This is a genomic window from Pseudomonas sp. ZT5P21 (genome assembly GCF_054897785.1).
In genome coordinates this window covers 2,117,834-2,139,633 of sequence record NZ_CM142705.1, presented here as the reverse complement: position 1 = coordinate 2,139,633, position 21,800 = coordinate 2,117,834, and the positions used below count along the sequence as shown (strand labels likewise).

Sequence of the window (21,800 nt, the reverse complement as noted above, 5' to 3'; positions counted from 1 at the left end):
TTTTTGCCCGGAGAACGCCCCCTACCATTCGCCGGAAACCTGCTGTTTCGTAGGGGTTTTCAAGGACTTTCACCTGTTCATTGAACAACCATCGACAGTTCTTCAGCCATACTCCTAAAATGCGTCGGTTTTTAAGAAACAGCCCGTTACAGACGGCTAATCCACACCTTATGAGTTCGCCAGCGTGAAAATTCGTCTTTCCATCCTGAGCCTATTGTTTGCACTTACAGGGACGCTCATCACGCCAACGGTCAATGCTGCCGACACCACTGCGGCACCGCGTGACACCAAACAACTCAAGATCGCCTCCGGCAGCGTGTTGCTGATGGATCTGCAGACCAACAAAGTCATCTACGCCAGCAACCCGGACGTGGTTGTGCCGATTGCCTCGGTCAGCAAACTGATGACAGCGCTGGTCGTGGTTGAAGCCAAGCAGAACATGAATGAGTACATCTCCATCAACATTAGCGACACACCGGAAATGAGAGGTGTGTTTTCCCGAGTCAAACTCAACAGCGAAATGCCACGCCGGGAAATGTTGCTGATTGCGCTGATGTCATCGGAAAACCGTGCCGCCGCGAGTCTGGCTCATCACTACCCGGGCGGTTACGTAGCGTTCATTGCCGCGATGAACGCCAAGGCCAAGGCGCTGGGCATGACGAGTACACATTTTGTCGAACCGACAGGGCTTTCGCCGCGTAACGTCTCGACGGCACGCGATCTGAGCAAGTTGCTGATCGCTGCGCACAAGTACCCGATTTTGAATGAGCTGAGCGCGACCAAGGAAAAGACCGTTTCCTTCCGCAAGCCCAATTACAGCCTGGGTTTCCGCAACACTGACCATTTGGTTCGCAAGCCGAACTGGGACATCAAGCTGACGAAAACCGGTTTTACCAACGCGGCCGGTCACTGCCTGGTGCTGGTGACGAGCATGGGCAATCGTCCGGTGGCGCTGGTGATTCTGGATGCGTTTGGCAAGTACACGCACTTCGCTGATGCCAGCCGCATTCGCAGCTGGGTCGAAACCGGCAAGGGCGCGGACGTCCCTTCCGTAGCCTTGCAGTACAAGTCGGACAAGAATCTCAAGCACCGTCAGAGCGGTGTGGTTGAGGCTTCGAAGTAAGGACGCAGATAGCAAAAGCCCCGATCATTCGGGGCTTTTTCAGCCTGCCTCAGTCATTGGGCAGCGGCATCTGGTCGTCATCCGGAATGCCATCTCCGGCTCTCGGATCCCTCGTGCCCTGTGGGCGCTCCGTCGGCGTGACCAACGGCCTGGCCAACGGATCCCGCATCGGGCTGTCCGGATCCATCACCGGATCGATGTCGTCTTCGGGGGTGGTTGGCACACTGTCCGGACGTTTGTCGTCAAAACTCGAATCGGTAGACATACACACCTCACACTGAACGTCAGGGTTTCAGATCTGCCAGCGGGTCATAAGGTTTTGTAGGGGCCTTGTCGTCCTCACCCGGCTTTACGTCCTTGGGCGCCCTGGCAGGTCCGATTGGATCGACTTGCGGATCGGCGAGGTCCGGCGAATCGGGATCGAACCCCAAATCGTCGCCGGATGAATGCTCGGACGAGTGCGGGCCAGTGGGTGCAGTGGGATTTGTCATGGGTGCCTCCTTGGGACTGACCCGGAACAATCCGGGCCCTTACACCTCAGAGGCCAGCCGCGCGCGACCGTGCGATGCAGATGACGAACGGAAACCTACTGAGCGCCCAGCGCCTTCTTCGCACGGGCCGCCGCTTGTTCCTGACCGGCCTGAGCCAGATCATTCGCCGCTTTTAACCAGCGTTGCTGGTCAACATTGGCCGGTATCTGGTTCGGCTTCTGGACCAGCACCGCCCAACCGCCGGCGTCCTTGAAAGCCGACTCGAACGAATCGAAGCTCATCATTTCCCGACGATTCATCCCGGCGCGCAGCAACACGGTCTGCTTCTGCCGGTTGTACCCGGCGAGAATGGCGAAACGCGGTTCCGCCCAGAACGCCGAGCCTTCGGTGAAGCGCACCATCACCGGATAGCCAGCTGCGACCTGGGTCAGCAGCGCAGGCAGATTGCTGTCGAGCGGATAAACGACCATGCCGTACTCGCGGGCGAGGTTCTGCATGTTCTGCGGCAACTGGGCTTCGGCGCCAGGGACGTGCAAGGGTTTTTCAAGCAACCCCGGTGTAATCACGATGCCTTGTTGCGACAGCATACTCGCCAGGACTTGCGGCCCGCTCTGATAACTCTGCCCTCGGTAGAACGTGCCGCTGAGTTCAACCCGTTCCGGCAGACGCTTGACCTCGGGCACAACGCTTCCCGCGCAGCCGGCCAGACCCGCAACGCAACCGGCAATCAGTGCTGCCATTCGAATTCGCGACATTCCCCGCACCCTCATCACCCTTTTTATTCAAACGCCGTCATTGTGCTACCGGCCTGGGCGTCGATCATAGGACGCCGCGCGGCAGCGGTATAGCTTTAACCGGCAGTTCAGTGCATTCGATAGAGCGAACTGGTTGGTAACAGGCGACCTTTGGTCCATAGCCTGAAACACGGCAGCGACTAGACTGTCACTTGCAACGAGTGTGTGCCCGCAGCAGGGCGAAGAGGAGGCACTGATGAGCCTGGCAATGACCATAGTGATGTTGATTTCCGGCTGGCTGGCCGTTGCCGCCGCCATGTTGTGGGGAGTCTTGCGCATTACCCGCAGGCATCACCACCACCCCGTGCAGCCGACTCCGCTGGCGACCACCGATGAACCGGCTGCGCACCACGTCACGGCACACTAGGCACTTTTCAATACCAAACAAAAACGGCCGCCTGTACTCTTTCGAGCACAGGCGGCCGTTTTGTTTTACGCAGGTTACGCTTCAGCGGCTACGCGCTTCTGCTTGGCCCGGCGGTGCATCATGTTCAACACCTCGATCGTTGCCGAGAACGCCATCGCCGCATAGACGTAGCCTTTCGGCACGTGGGCGCCAAAGCCTTCGGCGATCAGCGTCATGCCGATCATGATCAGGAAGCCCAGCGCCAGCATCACCACGGTCGGGTTGTCATTGATGAACTTGGCCAGCGGATCAGCCGCCAGCAACATCACCAACACTGACACCACCACCGCGATGATCATGATCGGCAAATGCTCGGTCATGCCAACGGCGGTAATGATGCTGTCGATGGAAAATACCATGTCCAGCATCAGGATCTGACCGATCGCTGCGGCGAAGCCCAGGGTCACGGTCGACGTCGACGATTTCGGATCATCCGGCGCCGGGTCCATGCTGTGATGGATCTCGGTGGTCGCTTTCCACAACAGGAACAGGCCGCCGGCGATCAGGATCATGTCTTTCCAGGAGAACGCGTGGCCGAGGATCTCGATCACAGGCGTCGTCAACTGGACGATGAACGCGATGGTGCTCAGCAGGGCCAGTCGCAGGATCAGCGCCATGCCGATACCGATGCGGCGCGCTTTCTGTCGATGCTGCTCCGGCAGTTTGTTGGTCAGGATCGAAATGAAGATCAGGTTATCGATGCCGAGCACGATTTCCATCACCACCAGTGTCGCCAGGGCGACCCAGGCGGTGGGGCTTGCAGCAAGTTCTAAAAGGTATTCCATGGGTCAGTCCTGACTCGTTTAAGACGGTTTAGATTTCCCGGGACGAAGATTCGGTTTTCTCTTTGTCGTCGCCCGATGATTCTTTCTTGCTGATTAGCCCGCCGGTGGCGTCACTGATCGCTTGTTCGGCAGCTTTATGAGTGTCGTCAATCGCCTGTTTAGCGGTTTCGGCAGCCTTGCCCATCAGTTGCTGAGCGCTTTTTTCGGCCTGGTCGCAACCGGCCAGTACCAGTAAAGACGCAATCAGCAGCGCGGTGGTTTTAAGCTTCATGATGCTTTCCTCGATAGAACAGAACGGGCCAAAACGATGGCCCGTTGATAGCGAGGCATTCTAGGGAGACGAACACTTCAGGAAAATTCGTATTTTCAGCGGTTATACTTCGATTTTTACGAACTGTAGATCGTCATGCTCAACTATCGACAACTCCATTATTTCTGGGTGGTGGCCAAAACCGGCAGCATCGTGCGTGCCTGCGAGCAGTTGAACCTGACGCCTCAGACCATCAGCGGGCAGATCTCCCTGCTCGAACACACTTACGGCATCGAGTTGTTTCGCCGGGTCGGCCGACAGTTGGAACTCACCGAAGCCGGGCGTCAGGCCCTGCCCTACGCCGAGCAGATGTTTCAGCTCGGCGGCGAACTGGAATTGATGTTGCGGGCGCAACCCAATGAGCAGCAGATTCTGTTTCGAGTCGGTGTGGCTGACGTCGTGCCTAAATCCATCGTCTATCGCCTGATTGCGCCGACCATGGAGTTGAGCGAGCCGCTGCGTATCACGTGTCGCGAGGACAAACTGGAACGCTTGCTCGCCGATCTGGCGATCCAGCGCCTCGACCTGGTGATTTCCGACAGCCCTATGCCGTCGCACCTCGACATCAGGGGCTACAGCCAGAAACTCGGGGAATGCGGTATCAGCTTCTTCGCCACCGCTGAATTGGCGTCACAGTACGGCCAGGATTTTCCACGCAGCCTGCACGGCGCACCGTTACTGATTCCGGGGCCGGAAACCGTGGTTCGCAGTCGCTTGCAACGCTGGTTCGCCGAACAACAAATCCAGCCGCGCATCGTCGGCGAGTTCGATGACAGTGCCTTGATGCAGGCGTTTGGGCAGTCCGGCAGCGGGATTTTCATCGGACCGAGCGTGATTGCCGATGAAGTGAAACGCCAATACGGCGTGAAGCTGATTGGGCAGACCGACGCGGTGACCGAGTCGTTCTACGCCATTTCGGTGGAACGCAAGGTCAAGCACCCCGGCATCGTTGCGATTACCGAAGGTGCCCGACGCGAGCTGTTCACCGCGATGTGAGGCGTCAGGCGCAGATTTCGCGTGGTTTGAAAGTCATCAGCGCCATGGCCAACAGGATCGACATCAGGATAAAACCAGCCGCCGCAAACCCGAGACCGCCGAGGCCGACACTGTCGATCACCCGGCCGCCGACCATGGCACCCAGGCCGATACCGAGGTTGGCGCCAGCAATGTTCAACGACGCGGCAAACGCCGGTGCTTCAGGCGCAGCCTTCATCAAACGCACATGGCTGACCAGGAACAACGCCGCCTGTGTCACGCCCCAGATGCCCATCGCCGCCGCCAGACCCATCGGCGAATGAATGTTCGGCACCAACGCCACCATGCCGGCAATCATGAAGGCGCAGAACGTCACTGAAGCGATCAGCGGATGACGATCCACGGCGCAACCGCCCAACGAGTTGCCGATCAAGCCGACCGCGCCGAAGCCCATCAGGCACCAGCCGACCACCGTGCCGTTGAAACCGGCCAGCCGCTCAAGAATGTCAGCCAGATAGGTGTAAACGGTAAACATGCCACTGAACACCAGGATCGACAGCAATACATGCCCAATCATCAGCGGGCTGCGCAGGATCCTGAACTGCGAGCGGAAGCTCACCTGGTGCTGGTGCAGACTGGTTTTCGGCAGGTAGATAAACAGCAGCAACGCCTTGGCAAATGCGATCACCGCCAGAATGCCGAAGGCACTGCGCCAACCGAATGCATCGGAAATCAGCGTGCCGACAGGAATGCCGAACACCGTGGCACAGACGATGCCGAAGCCGATCTTGGCGATGGCGCGTCCAGCGTAATCCGGTCCGACGATATCCACCGCCGTCTCACTCGCCAAGGCCCAGTACACCGGCAGCCCGAGCGCGGGGATCAACCGCGCAACGGCCATCACCCAGATGTTCGGCGCAAACGCCGCGAGCGTATTCGCCAGGCCGAACATGATCAACACCGAGATGAACAGCTTGCGCCGTTCGAATCGTGCGAAGTACGCGGTCAGGAAGGGCCCGAACGCGGCGACGGTGAAGGCGAACAAGGTCACCAGTAAACCCGCCTGAGGAATGGTGACTTCCAGATCCCGGGCGATGGCCGGCAACAGGCCAACGATGACGAATTCCGTGGTCAGCACCGTGAAACCGGCGGCGGACAACAGAAGGATGGACAACAGCATGCAGAACTCCAGAAAACGACGACACCAGCGATAGCCCGAAGGCCCACTGGCAGAGATGAAAATGAGGATGGGCAATGTTAACAGAGTGTTTCCGAACGTGGTTGCCCGAACCTGCCAATCGCGTTTAACAGGCGGGGTGGCCATTTCATTGGCGAGTCACTTGGAAGAGCGCCAGGTAACCAAGCGCTTTGGCGGGGGTGGTGCATCAGATTAAAAAGTGGCAAAGCGCTAACATTTGGCCTGATGAGTGGTGAGAAGCCAAAGCTGTACACCCCCCCTTGCAGGAGCGAGCCTGCTGGCGAGGGACGACAACGATAACGCGTGCTGTCTGAATGAACGCGTTGTCTGGACGTTTTTCGCGAACAAGCTCGCTCCCACAGGGGAAATGCGTTCGCTCTGGCTGTTGATCTGTCTATTGCTTTGCTTTGGCTTTAGATCTTGATCTGCCCCGTCGGAAGGCCGAGCGCAGGTTCTGCGCAACGGGCAACCCGGCATGGATGCCGGGTTAGCCGCGCACGGCCACGGATGGCCGATCGCGGCGGGCCCACGGAGCAGGACCGGAGCGAGGGTACCCTGAGCCCAGGCGAAGGGCCGTACGTCAGGGGCGAAGCGTTTTGGTTACTTTTGGCGCGCCAAAGTGACTCGCCGTAAGGGCGAAACCGCCAGCCGCCGTAACCGCAGAAACGGATATGTCCCCCATTTCATCCCACCCGCAGCAGCCACTACCGCAATACCGAAGCGGCTTAAAACGCGCCCATGTAATCGCGCTTGCCCACTTCCACACCGTTGTGACGCAGCAGCGCATAAGTAGTGGTGACGTGGAAAAAGAACTGCGGCAGGCCGTAGCTCAGCAGGTAAGCCTGGCCGCTGAAGCGCTTCTCTTTCGGCGTGCCTGGACGAGTAACGATCTCGATGCCTTCCTTGCCGTTGATCTGCTCCGGTTTGATTTCGGCGATGTAACCCAGAACCTTGGCGATCAACGCTTGCAGCTCAGCGAACGTGGTTTCGGTGTCGTCATATTTAGGCACTTCGATCTCGGCCAGACGCGAAGAAACACCCTTGGCGAAATCCACGGCGATCTGCACCTGACGCACCAGCGGGAACATGTCCGGGTACAGACGGGCTTGCAGGAACGCATTCGGATCGATGTTCTTCGCCGTGGCGTGGGCTTCGGCCTTGTTCAGAACGTCGCTCAGGGCGGTGAGCATTTGTTTGAAAACCGGAACGGAAGCGTCATACAGGGAAATGGTCATGGCAGTCTCGTGTGGTGACAGGAGTGAAACGTGGGGTCGATTATAGCGGTGCACGGTCCCACGTGAAGCGATAGATATGGGCAGGGGGCCCGTGGTGACATTTACCATTATCGGCATCAGCAGCGACAATCGACCACTGCGCACGCGAGGTGTCGCCCAGCTCACGGGCGACATGCGGATTGAAGCACTGGCCGAGCTGTTCATCCGGCACCAGCGCGTACGCCTGCGGATGTTCGCGCAACCACTGCGCCGCCTGCTCGACCGTTGAACCAGCCATTCCGAAATGCACGATCGGTTGCTTTGCGAACAACCAATGTCCCTCGCGCCAGTTGACCAACACCAGATCAGCGCCATGCGTCATCGCCGCCGCCTGCGCCATCAGCGCCTCGTGGGGATTGGCACCGTCCTTGACCGGCTCGATGAACCCGCGGGCGAACCACAGCACAAACCAGGCCACGGCCATCCCTTGGAAAATCCGCCAGCCAAGCAGGCGCCGACGGAACCAGCGCTTGAACAGCCAGGGCATCAGCGGCGCGGCGACCAACACCAGCCCCGGCAATGCCGGATAGATGTACAACTTGCGCTTGCCGCTGCTCAGGCAGAAGAAAAGCACCACCAGCACCACCCAACCCAGCAGCACCAGCACTCGACCGTCACGCTTGCGCAGTTGCCTGCGCCACGCGGGAATCAGCCACGGCAACGCGAGCACCAAAGGCAACCAATACTGCGGAATGACTTTGACGAAGAAATACCAGAATGGCTCCCGATGATCCCAGGCCGCTGCGTATCGCCCCGCCGTCTGGCGCAGCAGAATTTCCCGCGCATAGGCGATTTCGTCAGCGCCGCCATTGAGCGCGATGGACAGCGCCAAGGGCAGCAGCCAGATGGCGACGGCGCCCAGCAACACTACAAAACCCATCAACCATTTGCGCGCCTCGCCCGGCATCGCCACCACCCCGGGCCAGCCTTTGCGCACCGCGTAGGCATACGGAATCAGCATCAGCGCCGGCACGAAGCCGACCCCTTTGGTGATCACGCCGATGCCCATGGCGGCGCATCCGATGTAAAACCAACGCCAGGCAGGCCCGAGCAGCAGATGACGGGCCAGGCCATACAGGCCCAGCGAAGTGAACAGAATCAAAAAACTGTCGATCTGGCCAGTCCGCAGAATGCTGTAGGTCTGGTAGGTCGCCAGGTACAACAGCGCTGCCGTTCGACCGGCCCGCTGATTCCAGAGCCGGCGACCCAAGTCGTAAAGCATGGCCGTGACCGAGGTGGCAGACAACAATCCCGGAATATAAAGGGCAATGGCAGGCATCCCGGTGAGCCAAGTGAAAAACGCCACGGTCCACATGAAAACCGGTGGTTTATCGCCGTAAATCTCCGCGGCCCGATGGGGAATCAACCACGAACCGTTGTGCAGCATTTCCAGCGCCACGCCGAGGAATCGCTCCTCGTCCACATTCTGCGGCTGGCGCAGCCCGAGGCCCGCACCGACCAACAACAGAGCAAGCAGCATCAGCCCCAGGCATTCGATACCGGGGGAAAGGGTTCGGCGCATAGGTCAGTCCTTCAAGGTTTTGCTGCGGGCAATCAATTGCAGGTTGCGCAAATAAACGATGGAGCCGAACGCCTGGCCGGCGATGAACACTGGGTCCTCTCGGTAGACGGCATAGGCAAACAACAGCGCGCTGCCGATGATGCTCAGGTACCAGAAGCTCACCGGAATCACGCTACGTTTTTTGTATTCGCTGTACAGCCACTGCAGGACAAATCGACCGGTGAAGGCGATCTGGCCACTGAAGCCGACCACAAGCCACAGGGTTTCGCGGGACAGGTTCATCCTTCGATCTCCTGCGCCTGAGTGTTCAAACGCGTGCGCCTGATCAGCCACCAGACACCGATCAGGTCGAGAACGCCCACCAGCGCGCGGTCGATGTTGCCGTACTTGGAGACCCCGGCGGTGCGCGATCGATGGTTGACCGGGTGGGTGATCATGCGACCGTTGTGACGCTGGATCAGCGCAGGAATGAAGCGGTGCATATGGTCGAAGTACGGCAAACGCAGAAACGCCGCGCGCTGGATCAGTTTCAGCCCGCAACCGGTGTCCGGCGTCTGGTCCTTGAGCATGCGGCTGCGCAGTCCGTTGGCGAACCGCGACGCCCAGCGCTTGCTCGCGGTGTCGCGGCGGTTGACCCGGTGCCCGGCCACCAATTGAAGATCGGCGGCGGCGCCTTCACTGCGCACCAGAGCCAGCATGCCGGGGATGTCGGCGGGATCGTTTTGACCATCGCCATCGAGGGTGACCAGCCATTGGCCCCGGGCGACAATCGCGGCATGGTAAAGCGAAGTGCTTTGCCCCAGCGAACGCTCATGGCGCAGGATGCGTAACGTGCTCAGGCCGTTGAGTCGGGCCTGTCGCAATGCGTGCAAAGTGGCGTCAGAACTGCCATCGTCGACAACGATGACTTCGTACGCTTCATCCGCCAGTGCGATACGGATTTCTTCCAGCAGCGAAGTGAGATTGCTTGCTTCGTTCTTTGCCGGAATCAGCACGGATACAAATAGGTCTTGGCTCATAGAGGCCCCTGTTTCCCTGGATTTTTTATGATCGAGGGCCAGTTTCAAATCTGATAAAAGTGGCGATACCACTTCACGAATTGCGCAACGCCGGTCTCGAGTGTCACTTGCGGACGAAAATCGACCCACTGCGCCAATGCCGACACGTCCGCCCAGGTCTTGAGCACATCGCCCGCTTGCATCGGCATCAGATTGCGCCGGGCTTGCCGGTCCAGGACCGACTCCAGGCAATCGACGAAATCCAGCAGCGCCACCGGTGTGCCGCGCCCGATGTTGAAAATCCGGTTGACGCCCTCGCCAGCGCCTTCCGGCAATGGCGGACGTGGACGCAGGCGCGCGATGCTTTCGACGATGTCGTCGATGTAGGTGAAATCCCGCGACATCAAGCCTTGGTTGTAGAGGTCGATCGGTTTGTCGTTGAGGATCGCTTCGGTAAATTTGAACAGCGCCATGTCAGGGCGTCCCCAAGGTCCGTACACGGTAAAAAACCGCAGCCCGCTGGCCTTGATGCCATACAGATGGCAGTAGCTGTGGGCCATCAGCTCATTGGCCCGTTTGCTCGCGGCATACAGCGAAACCGGATGATCCACGGCGTCGTCGACGCTGAACGGCATTTTGCTGTTGGTGCCGTACACCGAACTGCTCGAGGCATAAATCAGATGCTGGGGGCGATGGTGCCGGCAGGCTTCCAGCACATTGAGAAAACCCGTCAGGTTCGATTGCGCATACACATCCGGGTTGTCCAGCGAGTAGCGAACGCCGGCCTGGGCGGCCAAGTGGATAACCTCGGTAAAGCGGTGTTCCTTGAACAATGAAATCAGAGCAGGTTTGTCGACGATATCCAGCGTCTGGAAATGAAAACCTGACAAAGCACGCAGCTCCTTGAGCCGCGCGTGTTTGAGTTCCACGCTGTAGTAGTCGTTGAGATTATCGATTCCGACCACTTCAAGGCCTTGCTCACACAGGCGCTTGACAATGTGAAAACCGATGAAACCGGCGGCGCCGGTGACCAGCACGGTCATGGCAGGCGTGCGCCGATCAGCGCATTATTGCGGGTCGTTCCCAACATCAGCGTCATGCTTGCTCCAGGTTGCAGTCAGTAAGGCCAGTGACGTCATCAATACGCTCTGACGCCGCCCCCGTAGGTGCGGCCGCCATCTCGCGGCCCTGCATACGGTGCCCGCCGGAATGTAAAAATAACGTTATGGATTGATGTAGCTTTTATGACCATTGCCAGGGTGATGCGACGAATTCAGTTGCCATTGGCGCACGCCAATCTAAAGTGCATGCCAGCAGGAGAAGAATATGAACCGGGTAAGGACGCAGCATCATGAGCACTGAGCAAGAAACGACCTTCGACGAGCCGCGCCTCAACAGCACGGAAGTCCGCATTCTCGGTTCGTTGATCGAGAAACAGGCCACCAGCCCGGAAACCTATCCGCTGACCCTCAACGCCCTGGTGATTGCCTGCAACCAGAAAACCAGCCGCGAACCGGTGATGAACCTCACCCAGGGCCAGGTCGGCCAGAGCCTGCGTGCCCTCGAAGGTCGCGGGTTTACCAAACTGGTAATGGGCAGCCGCGCCGACCGCTGGGAGCACAAGGTCGACAAGGCCCTGGAACTGGTGCCGGCTCAGGTGATTCTGACGGGACTGCTGTTTTTACGAGGTCCGCAGACGATCAACGAACTGCTCACCCGCAGCGGTCGCATGCACGAATTTGAAGATGCCGAGCAAGTGGTGCATCAACTGGAGCGCTTGATCGCTCGCGGCCTGGCACTGCTGATTCCGCGCCAGGCCGGTCAGCGTGAGGACCGCTACATGCATGCGCTGGGCGATCCGGCGGATATCGAGGCGATCCTCGCGGCACGGCAGAACCCGGTGGAACGTGGCTCGGTTAGTGGCGTATCCGTGGAACGGATCGAAGAGCTGGAGGCGCGGATTGCAGCGCTGGAAGAGCGACTGGCACGCCTCGAATAACCAGGCACCGAAGCTTCAAATGTGGGAGCACATTAGATCTGTGTCTACTCGCCATCCCAGTAATCCACCCCATCGGCCTGTCTGGCAATGGCGACAAACCCGGAGGCATTGCCTTCGGCGTCGATCTTGAAGTCGTCCATCACTGCGTATTTGCCGGAATCAGGGTACTCGCAAATTTCCGGCGATTGCTGAGTGCTGACCGCCAGGTAGCGCAGCTCACCGTGGCTGGTGTTGATGATCTGGTGTGCCGCTTCCTGACCGCCCGGCGGGCAGGCGATCACGTCACCCGCGCGAATGGGAAAACGCTCGGCGCCAAGACGGATCTCCCCTTCCCCAGACACCACGTAAAACATTTCTTCATTGACCCGATGGCTGTGAAACGGACTGCCACGCATGCCCGGTTCCAACACGTACAACCGATATCCAAGCTTTTGCGCACCCAATTGCTGACCGACGCGGGCCATCCGCTGTTGATAGCGGCCGGCCGTTTCACCGGTCGGTGCCAGGACTTCGGGCAGCGGTTCAAGTTCGACCTGATTCAGGTTGAGGATGGCGGGATGCATGGGGAACCTCGGACTTGTTGGTGTTTTTTGTGGGCAAGTCTTTGCTTGCTGGCGCCAGTATAGGTCCCGGTGCCATTTCATATGAGACCGAGTCGCGTCCATCGCGAGCAAGCTCGCTCCCACAGTGGACCGATGTCGTAAGGCGATTTCGTGATCGACAAAGGATCCTGTGGGAGCGAGCTTGCTCGCGATGAGGTCAGAACAGGCAACAAAGACTGGGGAGATCAGCTACGGGCAAACTCCACAGCGTTCTGAAACTGCTCATCCGTCGGACGCACCCCGGTGTACAGCACAAACTGCTCCAGCGCCTGTATCGCAATCACTTCCAGCCCGGTGATCACCCGCTTGCCTTCGGCGCGACCACGCACGATCAGCGGTGTCTCCGAGGGAATCGCCACCACATCAAAGACAGTCTCCGCAGCCGCAATGGCCGGGGCGTCGAAGGCCAGTTGATCGACCTCAGGCCCGCCCGTCATGCCGATCGGCGTAACGTTGATCAGCATCTGCGGGCGCCGGGCGCCCAGCTCGGCTTGCCACTCATAGCTCAGGGATTCAGCCAGGGCACGCCCGGCGCGCTCGTTACGAGCCACGATCAGGCCATTTTTGTAACCGCCATCGCGCAAGGCGCTGGCCACTGCCTTGGCCATGCCGCCGCTGCCATGCAGGGCAAAGGTCGAGTCCTTGGGCACCTGGTGGGTTTCCAGCAATTGAGCGATGGCGATGTAATCGGTGTTGTAGGCCTTGAGGTGGCCATCGGTGTTGACGATGGTGTTGATCGATTGAATGGCGGCGGCGGACGCGTCCAGCTCGTCGACCAGCGCAATGCACGCTTCCTTGAACGGCATCGACACGCCACAGCCGCGAATGCCCAGGGCGCGAATACCCGCGACGGCGCCGGTCAGGTCCTGGCTGCGAAAGGCCTTGTAGTAGAAATTCAGGCCCAGCTGTTCGTACAGGTGATTGTGAAATCGCAAGCCAAAGTTCCCCGGTCGCCCCGACAGGGACATGCACAGCTGAGTGTCTTTGTTGGGGTTCATCTGCATGAAAAATCTCCTTCGACAGCACTTTCAGATGGACGGGATTAGCCAGGCCATCGAGGTCTGATCGATCATAGGGGTGTGCCTGCCCGTGGCAGCACACGACGGTAAGAAAGCCGGTACAGACCTTACACAAAATTTACCCAACGGCTGTGCTGATTTTCCAGAAATCGCTGTCTTAGCTGTATCCCCGCGACAATCCTTGGGTCTATTGCAGACGCAAGCGCCGGGACGAAGAACCGAGGAATTATCATGATCCGTAAAATCCCCACAGTTGCCTTGCTGATCGGTGCTCTTGCTATCGCAGGGCAGGCAGAGGCTGGCGGTGGTCACGGTCACGGCTGGGAAGGTCCAGCGGTATTTGGCGCGATCGTTGGCTCGGCCATCGTCGGTTCGGCCATCATCAACAGCAACCGGCCGGTCTATGTCCAGCAACCGGTTTACTACCAGCCGCAACCGGTGTACGTACAGCAACCGCCACCCGTTTACTACCAGCCGGCGCCGGTCTACGTGCAACAACCGGTCTATTACGCCCCGCCACCGGTTTATTACGGTCCACCCCGTGGCTATTACGGCCCGCCACGCGGTTATTACGGCCATCCCCACGGTTATGGCCGCTGGTAACAGGCTCATCAGGCCCCGCTTCGATAGCGGGGCTTTTTTATGCCCGTTCGTCGGTGAGCGTCTGAATAAATCTCGCCAGGGTCGCTATCGGGACAGTCCCGGCGGCTCAAGCGGGCAAAATTGGCTCAAGCGCCCTTTCCCCCGACCATGGGAAGAAGTTCATATGGATGTCATGTCAGGTCCGCAAGCTCGGGTCTGTCCGCCCACAACAGCCTGATAACAATAAGGACGACCTCATGCCCACGCAAAACCCGCATCGCGATATCAGCCTGTGCACTTCCGGCAAGGTGTACAACGCCCTGACTGAACTCAAGCACCTGGAAGGCCATCGCAACGCCAAGTTTCTTTCGCTTCTGGCCGAAAACCTAGTGCGCAAAGGCCTGCTCAATGAGCACGAAGTGGTCCATATGCTGGACCTAGTGGTCGACTGACAGACGGTCGCTAGGGAGCGCTCGCGTCAATGACGACTATCGAAAGCGTTGATTTCTCGTTCAAGCCCCGGGTCCGTAAGGTAGCCCCATCGATTGATGGAGGTACTTATGTCCCAAGTTCAGATCATGTCCGTTATCGGCAGCGCCGTTCCCGCACCGCTTAGAGAGCTGGGATTGCTCGCCTGTTGGTATTTAGTGCAGGACGGCGAAGCGATCAGCGGTCCGATTACCTCGCTTAACGCCGCCAAGGTACTGTCGCAAAGCATCAGCTCCGGGCGTCTCAGCGCTTAAGGCAACTGCACCCGTGGTTGGGTTTCAATGAAAATTGACCAGCTCGACATGAACAGCGCCGCGATCAATGGCCCAATGACAAAACCGTTGAGCCCGAAAATCGCCAGGCCGCCGAGGGTCGAGATGAGGATCAGATAGTCCGGCATCTTCGTGTCCTTGCCCACCAGGATGGGTCGAAGCACGTTGTCCACCAGGCCGATCACGAAAACGCCGAACAACCCCAGCGCCACGCCTTGCCAGACCGCCCCGCTGAACAGCAAAAACGCCGCCACCGGCCCCCAGACAATCCCCGCGCCCACCGCTGGCAACAGCGATAGAAAAGCCATTAGCACCGCCCAGAGCAACGCGCTCGGGATGTCGAGAAACCAGAAAATAATGCCGCCCAGCGCTCCTTGTGTGATGGCCACCAGCAGGTTGCCCTTCACCGTGGCGCGCACCACTCGGTTGAACTTGAGCTGCAAACGGCGTTTCTGGTGTTCCTCCAGCGGCACGGCGGCGCGCACTTTGCGCGCCAGTTCTGCACCGTCGCGCAAAAAGAAGAACAGCAGGTAAAGCATGATGAAAAATCCGATCAGAAAATCAAAGGTGCCCTGCCCGAAGCTGAATGCCTTCGTGGCAATGAACTCATTGCCAGACACCGCACTCTTGATGATTTTCTCCCGCAGCCCGTCCAGCTCGCCAACCCCGGCCCGATCGAGGATGAGCTGAAAAGACTTCGGCAGGCTGTGCTTGAAATTCGTCACATACCCCGCGATATCCAGTTCGCCGCTTTCAATGCTCTTGTACAGCGCAGCACCCTCTTGAACCAGCAGGATACCGAGGATGATCACCGGCAGAATGGCGATGATCAGGCAAATACCCAGGGTTAGCAGCGACGTCAAGTTGCGTGGCCAACCAAACTTCAGTTGCAGACGACGCTGCAACGGCGAGAAGAGAATGCCGAGAATCACTGCCCAGAACACCGCGCCGTAGAACGGCAGCAAAATCCAGATGAACGCAGCGGTCACCAGCCCAAGCAGAATCACCAGCGATTTGTTTTTTACCGTCTGTTCGTTCATGTCCGATCCATGTCAGTCCGCAGGGACGCAATGTCGCGTCCTGATGCTTAGTCCGCCACGGTTCGCGCGAGTGCCATCCGCTTGTTCAACAAGCATAGATCCAGATCAATGAAAGCGGCGCCCAGACCGATTACCCTCGCGGGCTTTTGCGATCGACACGCCCATGAACCTCGCCACGCCTGAACTGCTGGCCCCCGCCGGCACCCTGAAAAACATGCGTTACGCCTTCGCCTACGGTGCCGATGCGGTATACGCCGGCCAGCCGCGCTACAGCCTGCGGGTGCGCAACAACGAATTCGATCACGCCAACCTGGCGCTTGGGATCCGCGAGGCACAATCCCAAGGCAAGCGCTTTTATGTGGTGGTGAACATTGCCCCGCACAACGCCAAGCTCAAAACCTTTCTCAAGGATCTGCAACCGGTAATCGCCATGTCGCCGGATGCGCTGATCATGTCCGACCCTGGCCTGATCATGCTGGTGCGCCGGCACTTCCCGCAGATGCCGATTCACCTGTCGGTGCAGGCCAACACGGTCAACTGGGCGAGCGTCGAGTTCTGGCAACAACAAGGCGTGAGCCGGGTCATCCTGTCACGGGAACTGTCCCTGGAAGAAATCGCCGAAATCCGCCAGCAAGTGCCCGCCATGGAGCTGGAAGTGTTCGTCCACGGCGCGTTGTGCATGGCCTACTCCGGCCGCTGCCTGTTGTCGGGTTACATGAACAAGCGCGACGCCAATCAGGGCAGTTGCACCAACGCCTGTCGCTGGAAGTACTCCGCGCAAGAAGCTACGGAAAACCAGCTTGGCGAGATCGTGCAAACCTTCCAGCCCGAACCGACCCTGGGGATTGGCGCACCGACCGATCAGGTGTTCCTGTTGCAGGAAGCCAACCGGCCGGACGAACTGATGCCGGCCTTCGAAGACGAACACGGCACCTACATCATGAACGCCAAGGACCTGCGCGCCGTGCAGCATGTCGAGCGTCTGACCCAGATGGGCGTGCATTCACTGAAAATCGAAGGCCGGACCAAATCGCACTTCTATTGCGCGCGAACCACTCAGGTGTATCGCCGGGCGATCGACGATGCAGTGGCCGGTCGGGGGTTTGATCGCAGCCTGATGACAGATCTGGAATCCCTCGCCCAGCGCGGTTACACCGAAGGTTTCTTGCGGCGACATGTGCATGACGAATACCAGAACTATCAGAACGGTAGTTCGGTATCGGAGCGACAGCAGTTTGTCGGTGAGTTGACCGGCGAGCGGCGTGACCGGCTTGCGGAGGTCAAGGTGAAGAACCGCTTCGGCCTGGGCGATCACATGGAACTGATGACGCCCACAGGCAACTTCCACTTCGATTTGCATCAACTGCAGAACATCAAAGGGCAACCCATCGATGTGGCGCCGGGAGACGGGCACACGGTGTACCTGCCGATTCCGGATGCGGTGGATTTGCGCTTCGGGTTGTTGATGCGGGATGTCTGCGGCCATTGAAATTCCCGCTCTTGTAGGAGCGAGCTTGCTCGCGATGGACGTTAACGATAACGCGTACTTAGGGGCAAAACGCGCCGATCTCGAGTCCATCGTGAGCAAGCTCGCTCCTACAATTTCCTTGAATCCGGGTTCGGTTCATCGCCTGTCATCGGACAGCGGCGTGGGCTCATCGGCGGGGACGACGTCTTCGTCTGCCGAAGGATCCATCCAGTCTTCAGGTCGATCAGGTTCTGCGCCGGCCGGATCCCGTGAAGGGTCCATGCCAGGTGGAGCATCGTGATCCATTGAGTTAGCCATGACGCACCTCATTGATGAGGTCCAGCAAACCTGGGCCGTATTTGTTGGAAAGAGGCGCGGGAATGGCGTGCAATCGAGTAGACAGACGGTTAATCGCGATCCGCGAGAAACCGGTCGCGACTGTTGGTCAGGTGCAGCCACATGGCCGCGCGCGCCGCATCCGCATCCTGACGTTTGATGGCGTTTAGAATCGCCTCGTGCTCAAGATTGGCGAGCTGCCCTAGCTTGCTCAGATCCGCCGCGCCGCGCTCGGCGGCATTGACCCTGGTCCGGGGAATCATGGCGCTGCCCAAGTGCTGCATGATTTCGGTGAAGCAGACGTTGCCGGTAGCTTCCGCGATCAACAGGTGAAAACGTTTGTCGGCTTCGACGCAGCTGTCGCTGTTGGCGAGCAGGCGTTGATAGTCGTCCAGCGCTTCACGCATCTGCACCAGTTGCTGATCCGTGCGTCGCATGGCCGCCAGCGCGGCGGCCTGGGTTTCGAGGCCCATGCGCAATTCCAGAATGCTGCGCACCCCCAGCGCGGTATCAACATTCAGTCGCAGCCCCTGCTCTGGCACGCGCTCGATAACGAAAGTGCCGATACCGTGCCGTGTTTCCACCAATCCGGACGCCTGCAACTTCGAGATCGCCTCGCGCACCACCGTGCGACTGACGCCGTGCTCCTGAACAATCGCGTTCTCCGAGGGCAGCTTGTCCCCCGGCAACATCTGGCCCAGCAGAATGCTCTGGGTCAGTTTGGCGACCAGGTCGTGGGCGAGATTGTGAGTGCGCTTGCGAGCTGGTGCGTCGAGGTCTTCTTGCATGGTGGTCATCCGAAAACAGAGCTGGCGGAATCGTAGCACCGTGACTGAGTGGCAACCTCAATAAAAGCGTCGCTTTCCGGGCGTGATTTATTACTTCACCCGCTGGCTGCCAGGTGTTGAGCGCGGCAAGGCCATCGCGATCTTCCTCAGCGGCTCGGCCATTGCCTCACTGATCTCTGGCCCGTTATCTGGCCTGCTCCTGCAAATCAGCGGTTTCGGCATGCACGGCTGGCAATGGATGTACTTCATTGAAGGCATGTTCTCCGTTGTCCTGTGTGTGTTCGTCTGGTTCTGGCTCGACTCCAGACCCCACGACGCCAAATGGCTCAGCCGCGAAGAACAGGACGCACTGGTCAAAGCCATCGACGACGAACAACGGGCCCGCGAAGCCGCGACGCCAATCAAACCGTCGCTGGGCAAGCTGCTCAAGGATCGCCAGATTGTCCTGTTCTGCCTGATCTACTTCTTCATTCAACTGACCATCTACGCCGCGACTTTCTGGCTGCCGAGCATCATCAAGAAGATGGGCGACCTCAGCGATATTCAGGTCGGCTTGTTCAACTCGATTCCGTGGCTGTTGTCGATCGTCGGCATGTACGCCTTCGCTTCACTGTCGGCGAAATGGAAACACCAGCAAGCCTGGGTTGCCGCTGCCCTGCTGATCGCGGCGGCCGGGATGTTCATGTCCACCACCGGTGGGCCGGTATTCGCCTTCGTTGCGATCTGCTTCGCCGCACTGGGTTTCAAGTCGGCTTCGTCGCTGTTCTGGCCTATTCCCCAGGCGTACCTCGATGCACGGATCGCCGCTGGCGTCATCGCGTTGATCAACTCGGTGGGCAATCTGGGCGGTTTCGTCGCGCCGACCACGTTTGGTCTGTTGGAAGAACACACCGGCTCAATTCAGGGCGGGCTGTACGGTCTGGCCGCGACCTCAATGCTTGCCGCGATCATCGTCTTCGCTGCACGCAACACGCCGAAAATTGCACCGTCCGTTGCGCTGGGCAAACCAGCGCCTGAACACGCCTGAGCACTCATCCAAGAGCACAGTTTCCAAGGACAAAAAAATGAACACACAAGACACCGCAAAAGCCCCGATCATCACCAGCATGCAAGTGGTTCCAGTGGCGGGTCACGACGACATGCTCCTGAATCTGAGCGGCGCACACGGCCCGTTTTTCACCCGCAACATCGTGATCCTCAAGGACAACGCCGGCCACACCGGTGTCGGCGAAGTGCCCGGTGGCGAGCGTATTCGCCAGACGCTGGAAGATGCACGTTCGCTGGTGGTCGGCAGCCCGATCGGCACGTACCAGAAGATCCTCAATCAGGTGCGCCAGACCTTCGCTGACCGCGATGCCGGCGGCCGCGGTTTGCAGACCTTCGACCTGCGCATCACCATCCATGCCGTCACCGGCCTGGAAGCGGCGCTGCTCGATTTGCTCGGTCAGCATCTGGACGTGCCGGTCGCCGCCCTGCTCGGTGAAGGCCAGCAGCGCGATGAAGTGAAGATGCTCGGTTACCTGTTTTATGTTGGCGATCGCAACGCAACCGATCTGGCGTACCGCAGCGAGCCGGAAGCCGACGACGACTGGTTCCGCATACGCCACGAGAAGGCCATGACCGCCGACGCCGTGGTGCGTCTGGCGGTCGCCGCCCACGCCCGTTACGGTTTCAAGGATTTCAAACTCAAGGGCGGCGTGCTCAGTGGTGATGAAGAAATCGAAGCGGTCACCGCGCTGGCCGAACGCTTTCCCGATGCGCGTATTACCCTCGATCCGAACGGCGCCTGGTCGCTGAAAGAAGCGATTCGTTTGTGCCGGGATCAGCATCATGTTCTGGCTTACACCGAAGACCCGTGCGGTGCGGAAAACGGTTACTCGGGCCGGGAAGTCATGGCTGAATTCCGCCGCGCCACGGGCCTGAAAACCGCGACCAACATGATCGCTACCGACTGGCGGGAATTGGGTCACGCGATCCACCTGCACTCAGTCGACATCCCGTTGGCCGATCCGCACTTCTGGACCATGCAGGGCTCGGTTCGCGTCGCGCAGATGTGCCACGAATGGGGCCTGACCTGGGGCTCACATTCCAACAACCACTTCGATATTTCCTTGGCGATGTTCACCCACGTCGCAGCCGCCGCACCGGGAGAAATCACTGCCATCGACACCCACTGGATCTGGCAGGACGGCCAACGTTTGACCAAAGCCCCGCTGCAAATCGTCGGTGGGTGCGTGCAGGTACCGAAGAAACCGGGGCTGGGCGTCGAGCTGGACATGGATCAGTTGGCCAAGGCTCATGAGCTGTACAAAGGCATGGGCCTGGGTGCGCGGGACGACAGTGTGGCGATGCAGTTTCTGATTCCGGGCTGGAAATTCGAGAACAAGCGGCCGTGTCTGGTGCGCTGACGATCTGGAAACACCGCAAGCCCGCTCCCACAGGTTAAGTGGTGTTCATCTGTGCCGCTTGCAGCAGCCAGCCCTTGAACGCTGCCATCGCCAACGTTTCGGGACGCGATTGCAAGCGGGTCAGCCAGTAGCTGCCGGTGGTGATACCGATGGCGAACGGTTGCTCGATGGCACCCGCCGCCAATTGCCGGGCGAACATCAGCGGCGGTGCCAATGCCACGCCCGTTCCTTGCAGCGCCGCCTCCATCATCGCCAGCGAGGAATCGAAGACGATACTGCGGGGCGGTGCCGCATGGGCGGGAAGGCCAGTGGCCTGAAACCATTCGGGCCACTCATCCGTGCGATAGGAGCGCAGCAGCGTTTGCTGCAAAAGATCGTCCGGCGTGCGCAATTGCCGGGCAATCTCCGGTACGCACAACACCGACAATGGCGCCTCGATCAAGCGCTCCGCTTCAGTTCCGTGCCACGCCCCGGCACCAAACCGAATCGCGTAATCCAGCCCTTCCGCCGCCACGTCCACCCGATTGTTGTTGGTCGACAGGCGAAAATCTATGAACGGATGTTTCGTCTGGAAGTCAGTCAGTCGCGGCAACAACCAGCCCACCGCAAACGTTCCCACCGCGCCCACCGTCAGCACTTCGCGAAAATGCCCGCCCTCGAAACGCTCGAGGGTTTCGGCGATGCGGTCGAAGGACTCGCGCAACACGGGTAACAAGGTTTCCCCTTCACTGGTCAGCATCAAACCGCGGGGCAAGCGTTTGAACAGCGTGACGTTAAGCTGGGCTTCCAGGCTTTTGACCTGATGACTCACCGCAGCCTGCGTGACGCACAACTCCACCGCCGCCCGTGTGAAACTCAGGTGGCGTGCAGAAGCCTCGAAGGCGCGCAGTGCATTGAGTGGTAATGGCGGCCGGATCATTC

General features: G+C 59.3%; 26 protein-coding genes and 1 pseudogene. 10 read left to right on the top strand and 17 right to left on the bottom strand.

Annotated features, from left to right (window positions below):
• Window positions 1–184 precede the first annotated feature (184 nt).
• Entirely contained in the window at window positions 185–1,123 is a 939-nt protein-coding gene (pbpG, locus tag ACYZT9_RS09835; protein ID WP_462009614.1) for a D-alanyl-D-alanine endopeptidase, read from the top strand.
• 49 nt (window positions 1,124–1,172) lie between these two features.
• Here pbpG and ACYZT9_RS09830 read toward each other — a convergent pair whose 3' ends face one another.
• From ACYZT9_RS09830 to ACYZT9_RS09820, 3 genes are all read right to left on the bottom strand, one after another.
• Window positions 1,173–1,388: a hypothetical protein gene (locus ACYZT9_RS09830; protein ID WP_462009613.1), complete on the bottom strand. Its 216-nt coding sequence runs from the start codon at window positions 1,386–1,388 to the stop codon at window positions 1,173–1,175.
• 19 nt (window positions 1,389–1,407) lie between these two features.
• Complete coding sequence (locus tag ACYZT9_RS09825) at window positions 1,408–1,614, bottom strand: DUF6021 family protein (protein ID WP_462009612.1); 207 nt, start codon at window positions 1,612–1,614, stop codon at window positions 1,408–1,410.
• Window positions 1,615–1,709: 95 nt separating this feature from the next.
• A complete protein-coding gene (locus ACYZT9_RS09820; protein WP_462009611.1) occupies window positions 1,710–2,369 on the bottom strand; it encodes a peptidase C39 family protein in 660 nt (219 codons plus the stop codon).
• 247 nt (window positions 2,370–2,616) lie between these two features.
• On the opposite strand from ACYZT9_RS09820, the gene ACYZT9_RS09815 reads away from it, so the two are divergent.
• Window positions 2,617–2,775 (top strand): hypothetical protein, encoded by a 159-nt coding sequence (locus ACYZT9_RS09815; RefSeq protein ID WP_462010302.1) that lies wholly within the window; start codon window positions 2,617–2,619, stop codon window positions 2,773–2,775.
• Between the two features lie 74 nt (window positions 2,776–2,849).
• Here ACYZT9_RS09815 and ACYZT9_RS09810 read toward each other — a convergent pair whose 3' ends face one another.
• Both ACYZT9_RS09810 and ACYZT9_RS09805 read right to left on the bottom strand, forming a co-directional pair.
• Window positions 2,850–3,599: a TerC family protein gene (locus tag ACYZT9_RS09810; RefSeq protein WP_462009610.1), complete on the bottom strand. Its 750-nt coding sequence runs from the start codon at window positions 3,597–3,599 to the stop codon at window positions 2,850–2,852.
• A 28-nt stretch (window positions 3,600–3,627) separates the two neighbouring features.
• Window positions 3,628–3,870: a hypothetical protein gene (locus ACYZT9_RS09805; RefSeq protein ID WP_462009609.1), complete on the bottom strand. Its 243-nt coding sequence runs from the start codon at window positions 3,868–3,870 to the stop codon at window positions 3,628–3,630.
• Between the two features lie 135 nt (window positions 3,871–4,005).
• On the opposite strand from ACYZT9_RS09805, the gene nhaR reads away from it, so the two are divergent.
• Complete coding sequence (nhaR, locus tag ACYZT9_RS09800) at window positions 4,006–4,905, top strand: transcriptional activator NhaR (RefSeq protein WP_462009608.1); 900 nt, start codon at window positions 4,006–4,008, stop codon at window positions 4,903–4,905.
• A gap of 4 nt (window positions 4,906–4,909) precedes the next feature.
• Here the strand turns inward: nhaR and ACYZT9_RS09795 are convergent, their stop codons facing one another.
• The 6 genes from ACYZT9_RS09795 to ACYZT9_RS09770 all read right to left on the bottom strand — a co-directional run bounded on the left by ACYZT9_RS09795 (window position 4,910) and on the right by ACYZT9_RS09770 (window position 10,919).
• Entirely contained in the window at window positions 4,910–6,064 is a 1,155-nt protein-coding gene (locus tag ACYZT9_RS09795) for an MFS transporter (RefSeq protein WP_462009607.1), read from the bottom strand.
• Between the two features lie 743 nt (window positions 6,065–6,807).
• Window positions 6,808–7,317, bottom strand: coding sequence for a DUF1993 domain-containing protein (locus ACYZT9_RS09790; RefSeq protein ID WP_462009606.1), 510 nt, complete (start codon window positions 7,315–7,317; stop codon window positions 6,808–6,810).
• 40 nt (window positions 7,318–7,357) lie between these two features.
• Window positions 7,358–8,878 carry an ArnT family glycosyltransferase gene (locus tag ACYZT9_RS09785; RefSeq protein WP_462009605.1) on the bottom strand — a complete coding sequence of 507 codons (1,521 nt, stop codon included), beginning with the start codon at window positions 8,876–8,878 and terminating at the stop codon, window positions 7,358–7,360.
• A 3-nt stretch (window positions 8,879–8,881) separates the two neighbouring features.
• Window positions 8,882–9,160, bottom strand: coding sequence for a lipid-A-disaccharide synthase N-terminal domain-containing protein (locus ACYZT9_RS09780; protein WP_462009604.1), 279 nt, complete (start codon window positions 9,158–9,160; stop codon window positions 8,882–8,884).
• Window positions 9,157–9,897: a glycosyltransferase family 2 protein gene (locus tag ACYZT9_RS09775; protein WP_462009603.1), complete on the bottom strand. Its 741-nt coding sequence runs from the start codon at window positions 9,895–9,897 to the stop codon at window positions 9,157–9,159. The genes ACYZT9_RS09780 and ACYZT9_RS09775 overlap by 4 nt, the downstream gene beginning before the upstream one ends.
• A 44-nt stretch (window positions 9,898–9,941) precedes the next feature.
• Window positions 9,942–10,919 carry an NAD-dependent epimerase gene (locus ACYZT9_RS09770; RefSeq protein WP_462009602.1) on the bottom strand — a complete coding sequence of 326 codons (978 nt, stop codon included), beginning with the start codon at window positions 10,917–10,919 and terminating at the stop codon, window positions 9,942–9,944.
• Window positions 10,920–11,227: 308 nt separating this feature from the next.
• Here ACYZT9_RS09770 and ACYZT9_RS09765 point away from each other — a divergent pair, with 308 nt between their 5' ends.
• A complete protein-coding gene (locus tag ACYZT9_RS09765) occupies window positions 11,228–11,875 on the top strand; it encodes a YceH family protein (protein WP_462009601.1) in 648 nt (215 codons plus the stop codon).
• A 44-nt stretch (window positions 11,876–11,919) separates the two neighbouring features.
• On the opposite strand, the gene ACYZT9_RS09760 is transcribed toward ACYZT9_RS09765, so the two are convergent.
• Both ACYZT9_RS09760 and ACYZT9_RS09755 read right to left on the bottom strand, forming a co-directional pair.
• The gene (locus ACYZT9_RS09760; protein ID WP_462009600.1) at window positions 11,920–12,438 is read right to left on the bottom strand and encodes a cupin domain-containing protein; all 519 of its coding nucleotides are present in this window, start codon (window positions 12,436–12,438) and stop codon (window positions 11,920–11,922) included.
• Between the two features lie 224 nt (window positions 12,439–12,662).
• Window positions 12,663–13,481 (bottom strand): shikimate 5-dehydrogenase, encoded by an 819-nt coding sequence (locus ACYZT9_RS09755; protein ID WP_462009599.1) that lies wholly within the window; start codon window positions 13,479–13,481, stop codon window positions 12,663–12,665.
• Between the two features lie 246 nt (window positions 13,482–13,727).
• Here ACYZT9_RS09755 and ACYZT9_RS09750 point away from each other — a divergent pair, with 246 nt between their 5' ends.
• The 3 genes from ACYZT9_RS09750 to ACYZT9_RS09740 all read left to right on the top strand — a co-directional run bounded on the left by ACYZT9_RS09750 (window position 13,728) and on the right by ACYZT9_RS09740 (window position 14,821).
• Window positions 13,728–14,099 carry a hypothetical protein gene (locus ACYZT9_RS09750; protein ID WP_462009598.1) on the top strand — a complete coding sequence of 124 codons (372 nt, stop codon included), beginning with the start codon at window positions 13,728–13,730 and terminating at the stop codon, window positions 14,097–14,099.
• Between the two features lie 236 nt (window positions 14,100–14,335).
• The gene (locus ACYZT9_RS09745; RefSeq protein ID WP_462009597.1) at window positions 14,336–14,530 is read left to right on the top strand and encodes a hypothetical protein; all 195 of its coding nucleotides are present in this window, start codon (window positions 14,336–14,338) and stop codon (window positions 14,528–14,530) included.
• Between the two features lie 108 nt (window positions 14,531–14,638).
• Entirely contained in the window at window positions 14,639–14,821 is a 183-nt protein-coding gene (locus tag ACYZT9_RS09740) for a hypothetical protein (protein WP_462009596.1), read from the top strand.
• Here the strand turns inward: ACYZT9_RS09740 and ACYZT9_RS09735 are convergent.
• Window positions 14,818–15,879, bottom strand: coding sequence for an AI-2E family transporter (locus tag ACYZT9_RS09735; RefSeq protein ID WP_462009595.1), 1,062 nt, complete (start codon window positions 15,877–15,879; stop codon window positions 14,818–14,820). The genes ACYZT9_RS09740 and ACYZT9_RS09735 overlap by 4 nt on opposite strands.
• Window positions 15,880–16,042: 163 nt before the next feature.
• Here ACYZT9_RS09735 and trhP point away from each other — a divergent pair, with 163 nt between their 5' ends.
• Window positions 16,043–17,368 (top strand): prephenate-dependent tRNA uridine(34) hydroxylase TrhP, encoded by a 1,326-nt coding sequence (gene trhP, locus ACYZT9_RS09730; protein WP_462009594.1) that lies wholly within the window; start codon window positions 16,043–16,045, stop codon window positions 17,366–17,368.
• Window positions 17,369–17,503: 135 nt separating this feature from the next.
• Here the strand turns inward: trhP and ACYZT9_RS09725 are convergent, their stop codons facing one another.
• Together ACYZT9_RS09725 and ACYZT9_RS09720 are read right to left on the bottom strand one after the other, a co-directional pair.
• Window positions 17,504–17,665: a hypothetical protein gene (locus ACYZT9_RS09725; RefSeq protein ID WP_462010301.1), complete on the bottom strand. Its 162-nt coding sequence runs from the start codon at window positions 17,663–17,665 to the stop codon at window positions 17,504–17,506.
• 89 nt (window positions 17,666–17,754) lie between these two features.
• Window positions 17,755–18,471 carry a FadR/GntR family transcriptional regulator gene (locus ACYZT9_RS09720; protein ID WP_462009593.1) on the bottom strand — a complete coding sequence of 239 codons (717 nt, stop codon included), beginning with the start codon at window positions 18,469–18,471 and terminating at the stop codon, window positions 17,755–17,757.
• A gap of 73 nt (window positions 18,472–18,544) precedes the next feature.
• Between ACYZT9_RS09720 and ACYZT9_RS09715 the strand changes: the two are divergent.
• Window positions 18,545–19,498: pseudogene (locus tag ACYZT9_RS09715) on the top strand (MFS transporter); the annotation flags it as partial.
• A gap of 37 nt (window positions 19,499–19,535) precedes the next feature.
• The gene (gudD, locus tag ACYZT9_RS09710) at window positions 19,536–20,879 is read left to right on the top strand and encodes a glucarate dehydratase (protein WP_462009592.1); all 1,344 of its coding nucleotides are present in this window, start codon (window positions 19,536–19,538) and stop codon (window positions 20,877–20,879) included.
• 34 nt (window positions 20,880–20,913) lie between these two features.
• Here gudD and ACYZT9_RS09705 read toward each other — a convergent pair whose 3' ends face one another.
• Entirely contained in the window at window positions 20,914–21,798 is an 885-nt protein-coding gene (locus ACYZT9_RS09705) for a LysR family transcriptional regulator (RefSeq protein WP_462009591.1), read from the bottom strand.
• Window positions 21,799–21,800: the final 2 nt, after the last annotated feature.

Excerpts from the sequence above, each read along its gene's own strand:
- ACYZT9_RS09705 (WP_462009591.1), bottom strand. The coding sequence starts at position 21,798 with ATGATCCGGCCGCCATTACCACTCAATGCACTGCGCGCCTTCGAGGCT.
- ACYZT9_RS09780 (WP_462009604.1), bottom strand. The coding sequence starts at position 9,160 with ATGAACCTGTCCCGCGAAACCCTGTGGCTTGTGGTCGGCTTCAGTGGC.
- ACYZT9_RS09735 (WP_462009595.1), bottom strand. The coding sequence starts at position 15,879 with ATGAACGAACAGACGGTAAAAAACAAATCGCTGGTGATTCTGCTTGGG.
- ACYZT9_RS09775 (WP_462009603.1), bottom strand. The coding sequence starts at position 9,897 with ATGAGCCAAGACCTATTTGTATCCGTGCTGATTCCGGCAAAGAACGAA.
- trhP (WP_462009594.1), top strand. The coding sequence starts at position 16,043 with ATGAACCTCGCCACGCCTGAACTGCTGGCCCCCGCCGGCACCCTGAAA.
- ACYZT9_RS09750 (WP_462009598.1), top strand. The coding sequence starts at position 13,728 with ATGATCCGTAAAATCCCCACAGTTGCCTTGCTGATCGGTGCTCTTGCT.
- ACYZT9_RS09755 (WP_462009599.1), bottom strand. The coding sequence starts at position 13,481 with ATGCAGATGAACCCCAACAAAGACACTCAGCTGTGCATGTCCCTGTCG.
- ACYZT9_RS09765 (WP_462009601.1), top strand. The coding sequence starts at position 11,228 with ATGAGCACTGAGCAAGAAACGACCTTCGACGAGCCGCGCCTCAACAGC.
- ACYZT9_RS09720 (WP_462009593.1), bottom strand. The coding sequence starts at position 18,471 with ATGCAAGAAGACCTCGACGCACCAGCTCGCAAGCGCACTCACAATCTC.
- ACYZT9_RS09805 (WP_462009609.1), bottom strand. The coding sequence starts at position 3,870 with ATGAAGCTTAAAACCACCGCGCTGCTGATTGCGTCTTTACTGGTACTG.
- ACYZT9_RS09820 (WP_462009611.1), bottom strand. The coding sequence starts at position 2,369 with ATGTCGCGAATTCGAATGGCAGCACTGATTGCCGGTTGCGTTGCGGGT.
- ACYZT9_RS09815 (WP_462010302.1), top strand. The coding sequence starts at position 2,617 with ATGACCATAGTGATGTTGATTTCCGGCTGGCTGGCCGTTGCCGCCGCC.
- ACYZT9_RS09825 (WP_462009612.1), bottom strand. The coding sequence starts at position 1,614 with ATGACAAATCCCACTGCACCCACTGGCCCGCACTCGTCCGAGCATTCA.
- ACYZT9_RS09725 (WP_462010301.1), bottom strand. The coding sequence starts at position 17,665 with ATGGCTAACTCAATGGATCACGATGCTCCACCTGGCATGGACCCTTCA.
- ACYZT9_RS09785 (WP_462009605.1), bottom strand. The coding sequence starts at position 8,878 with ATGCGCCGAACCCTTTCCCCCGGTATCGAATGCCTGGGGCTGATGCTG.
- ACYZT9_RS09830 (WP_462009613.1), bottom strand. The coding sequence starts at position 1,388 with ATGTCTACCGATTCGAGTTTTGACGACAAACGTCCGGACAGTGTGCCA.
- ACYZT9_RS09790 (WP_462009606.1), bottom strand. The coding sequence starts at position 7,317 with ATGACCATTTCCCTGTATGACGCTTCCGTTCCGGTTTTCAAACAAATG.
- gudD (WP_462009592.1), top strand. The coding sequence starts at position 19,536 with ATGAACACACAAGACACCGCAAAAGCCCCGATCATCACCAGCATGCAA.
- ACYZT9_RS09740 (WP_462009596.1), top strand. The coding sequence starts at position 14,639 with ATGTCCCAAGTTCAGATCATGTCCGTTATCGGCAGCGCCGTTCCCGCA.
- ACYZT9_RS09760 (WP_462009600.1), bottom strand. The coding sequence starts at position 12,438 with ATGCATCCCGCCATCCTCAACCTGAATCAGGTCGAACTTGAACCGCTG.
- nhaR (WP_462009608.1), top strand. The coding sequence starts at position 4,006 with ATGCTCAACTATCGACAACTCCATTATTTCTGGGTGGTGGCCAAAACC.
- ACYZT9_RS09745 (WP_462009597.1), top strand. The coding sequence starts at position 14,336 with ATGCCCACGCAAAACCCGCATCGCGATATCAGCCTGTGCACTTCCGGC.
- ACYZT9_RS09770 (WP_462009602.1), bottom strand. The coding sequence starts at position 10,919 with ATGACCGTGCTGGTCACCGGCGCCGCCGGTTTCATCGGTTTTCACATT.
- ACYZT9_RS09810 (WP_462009610.1), bottom strand. The coding sequence starts at position 3,599 with ATGGAATACCTTTTAGAACTTGCTGCAAGCCCCACCGCCTGGGTCGCC.
- ACYZT9_RS09795 (WP_462009607.1), bottom strand. The coding sequence starts at position 6,064 with ATGCTGTTGTCCATCCTTCTGTTGTCCGCCGCCGGTTTCACGGTGCTG.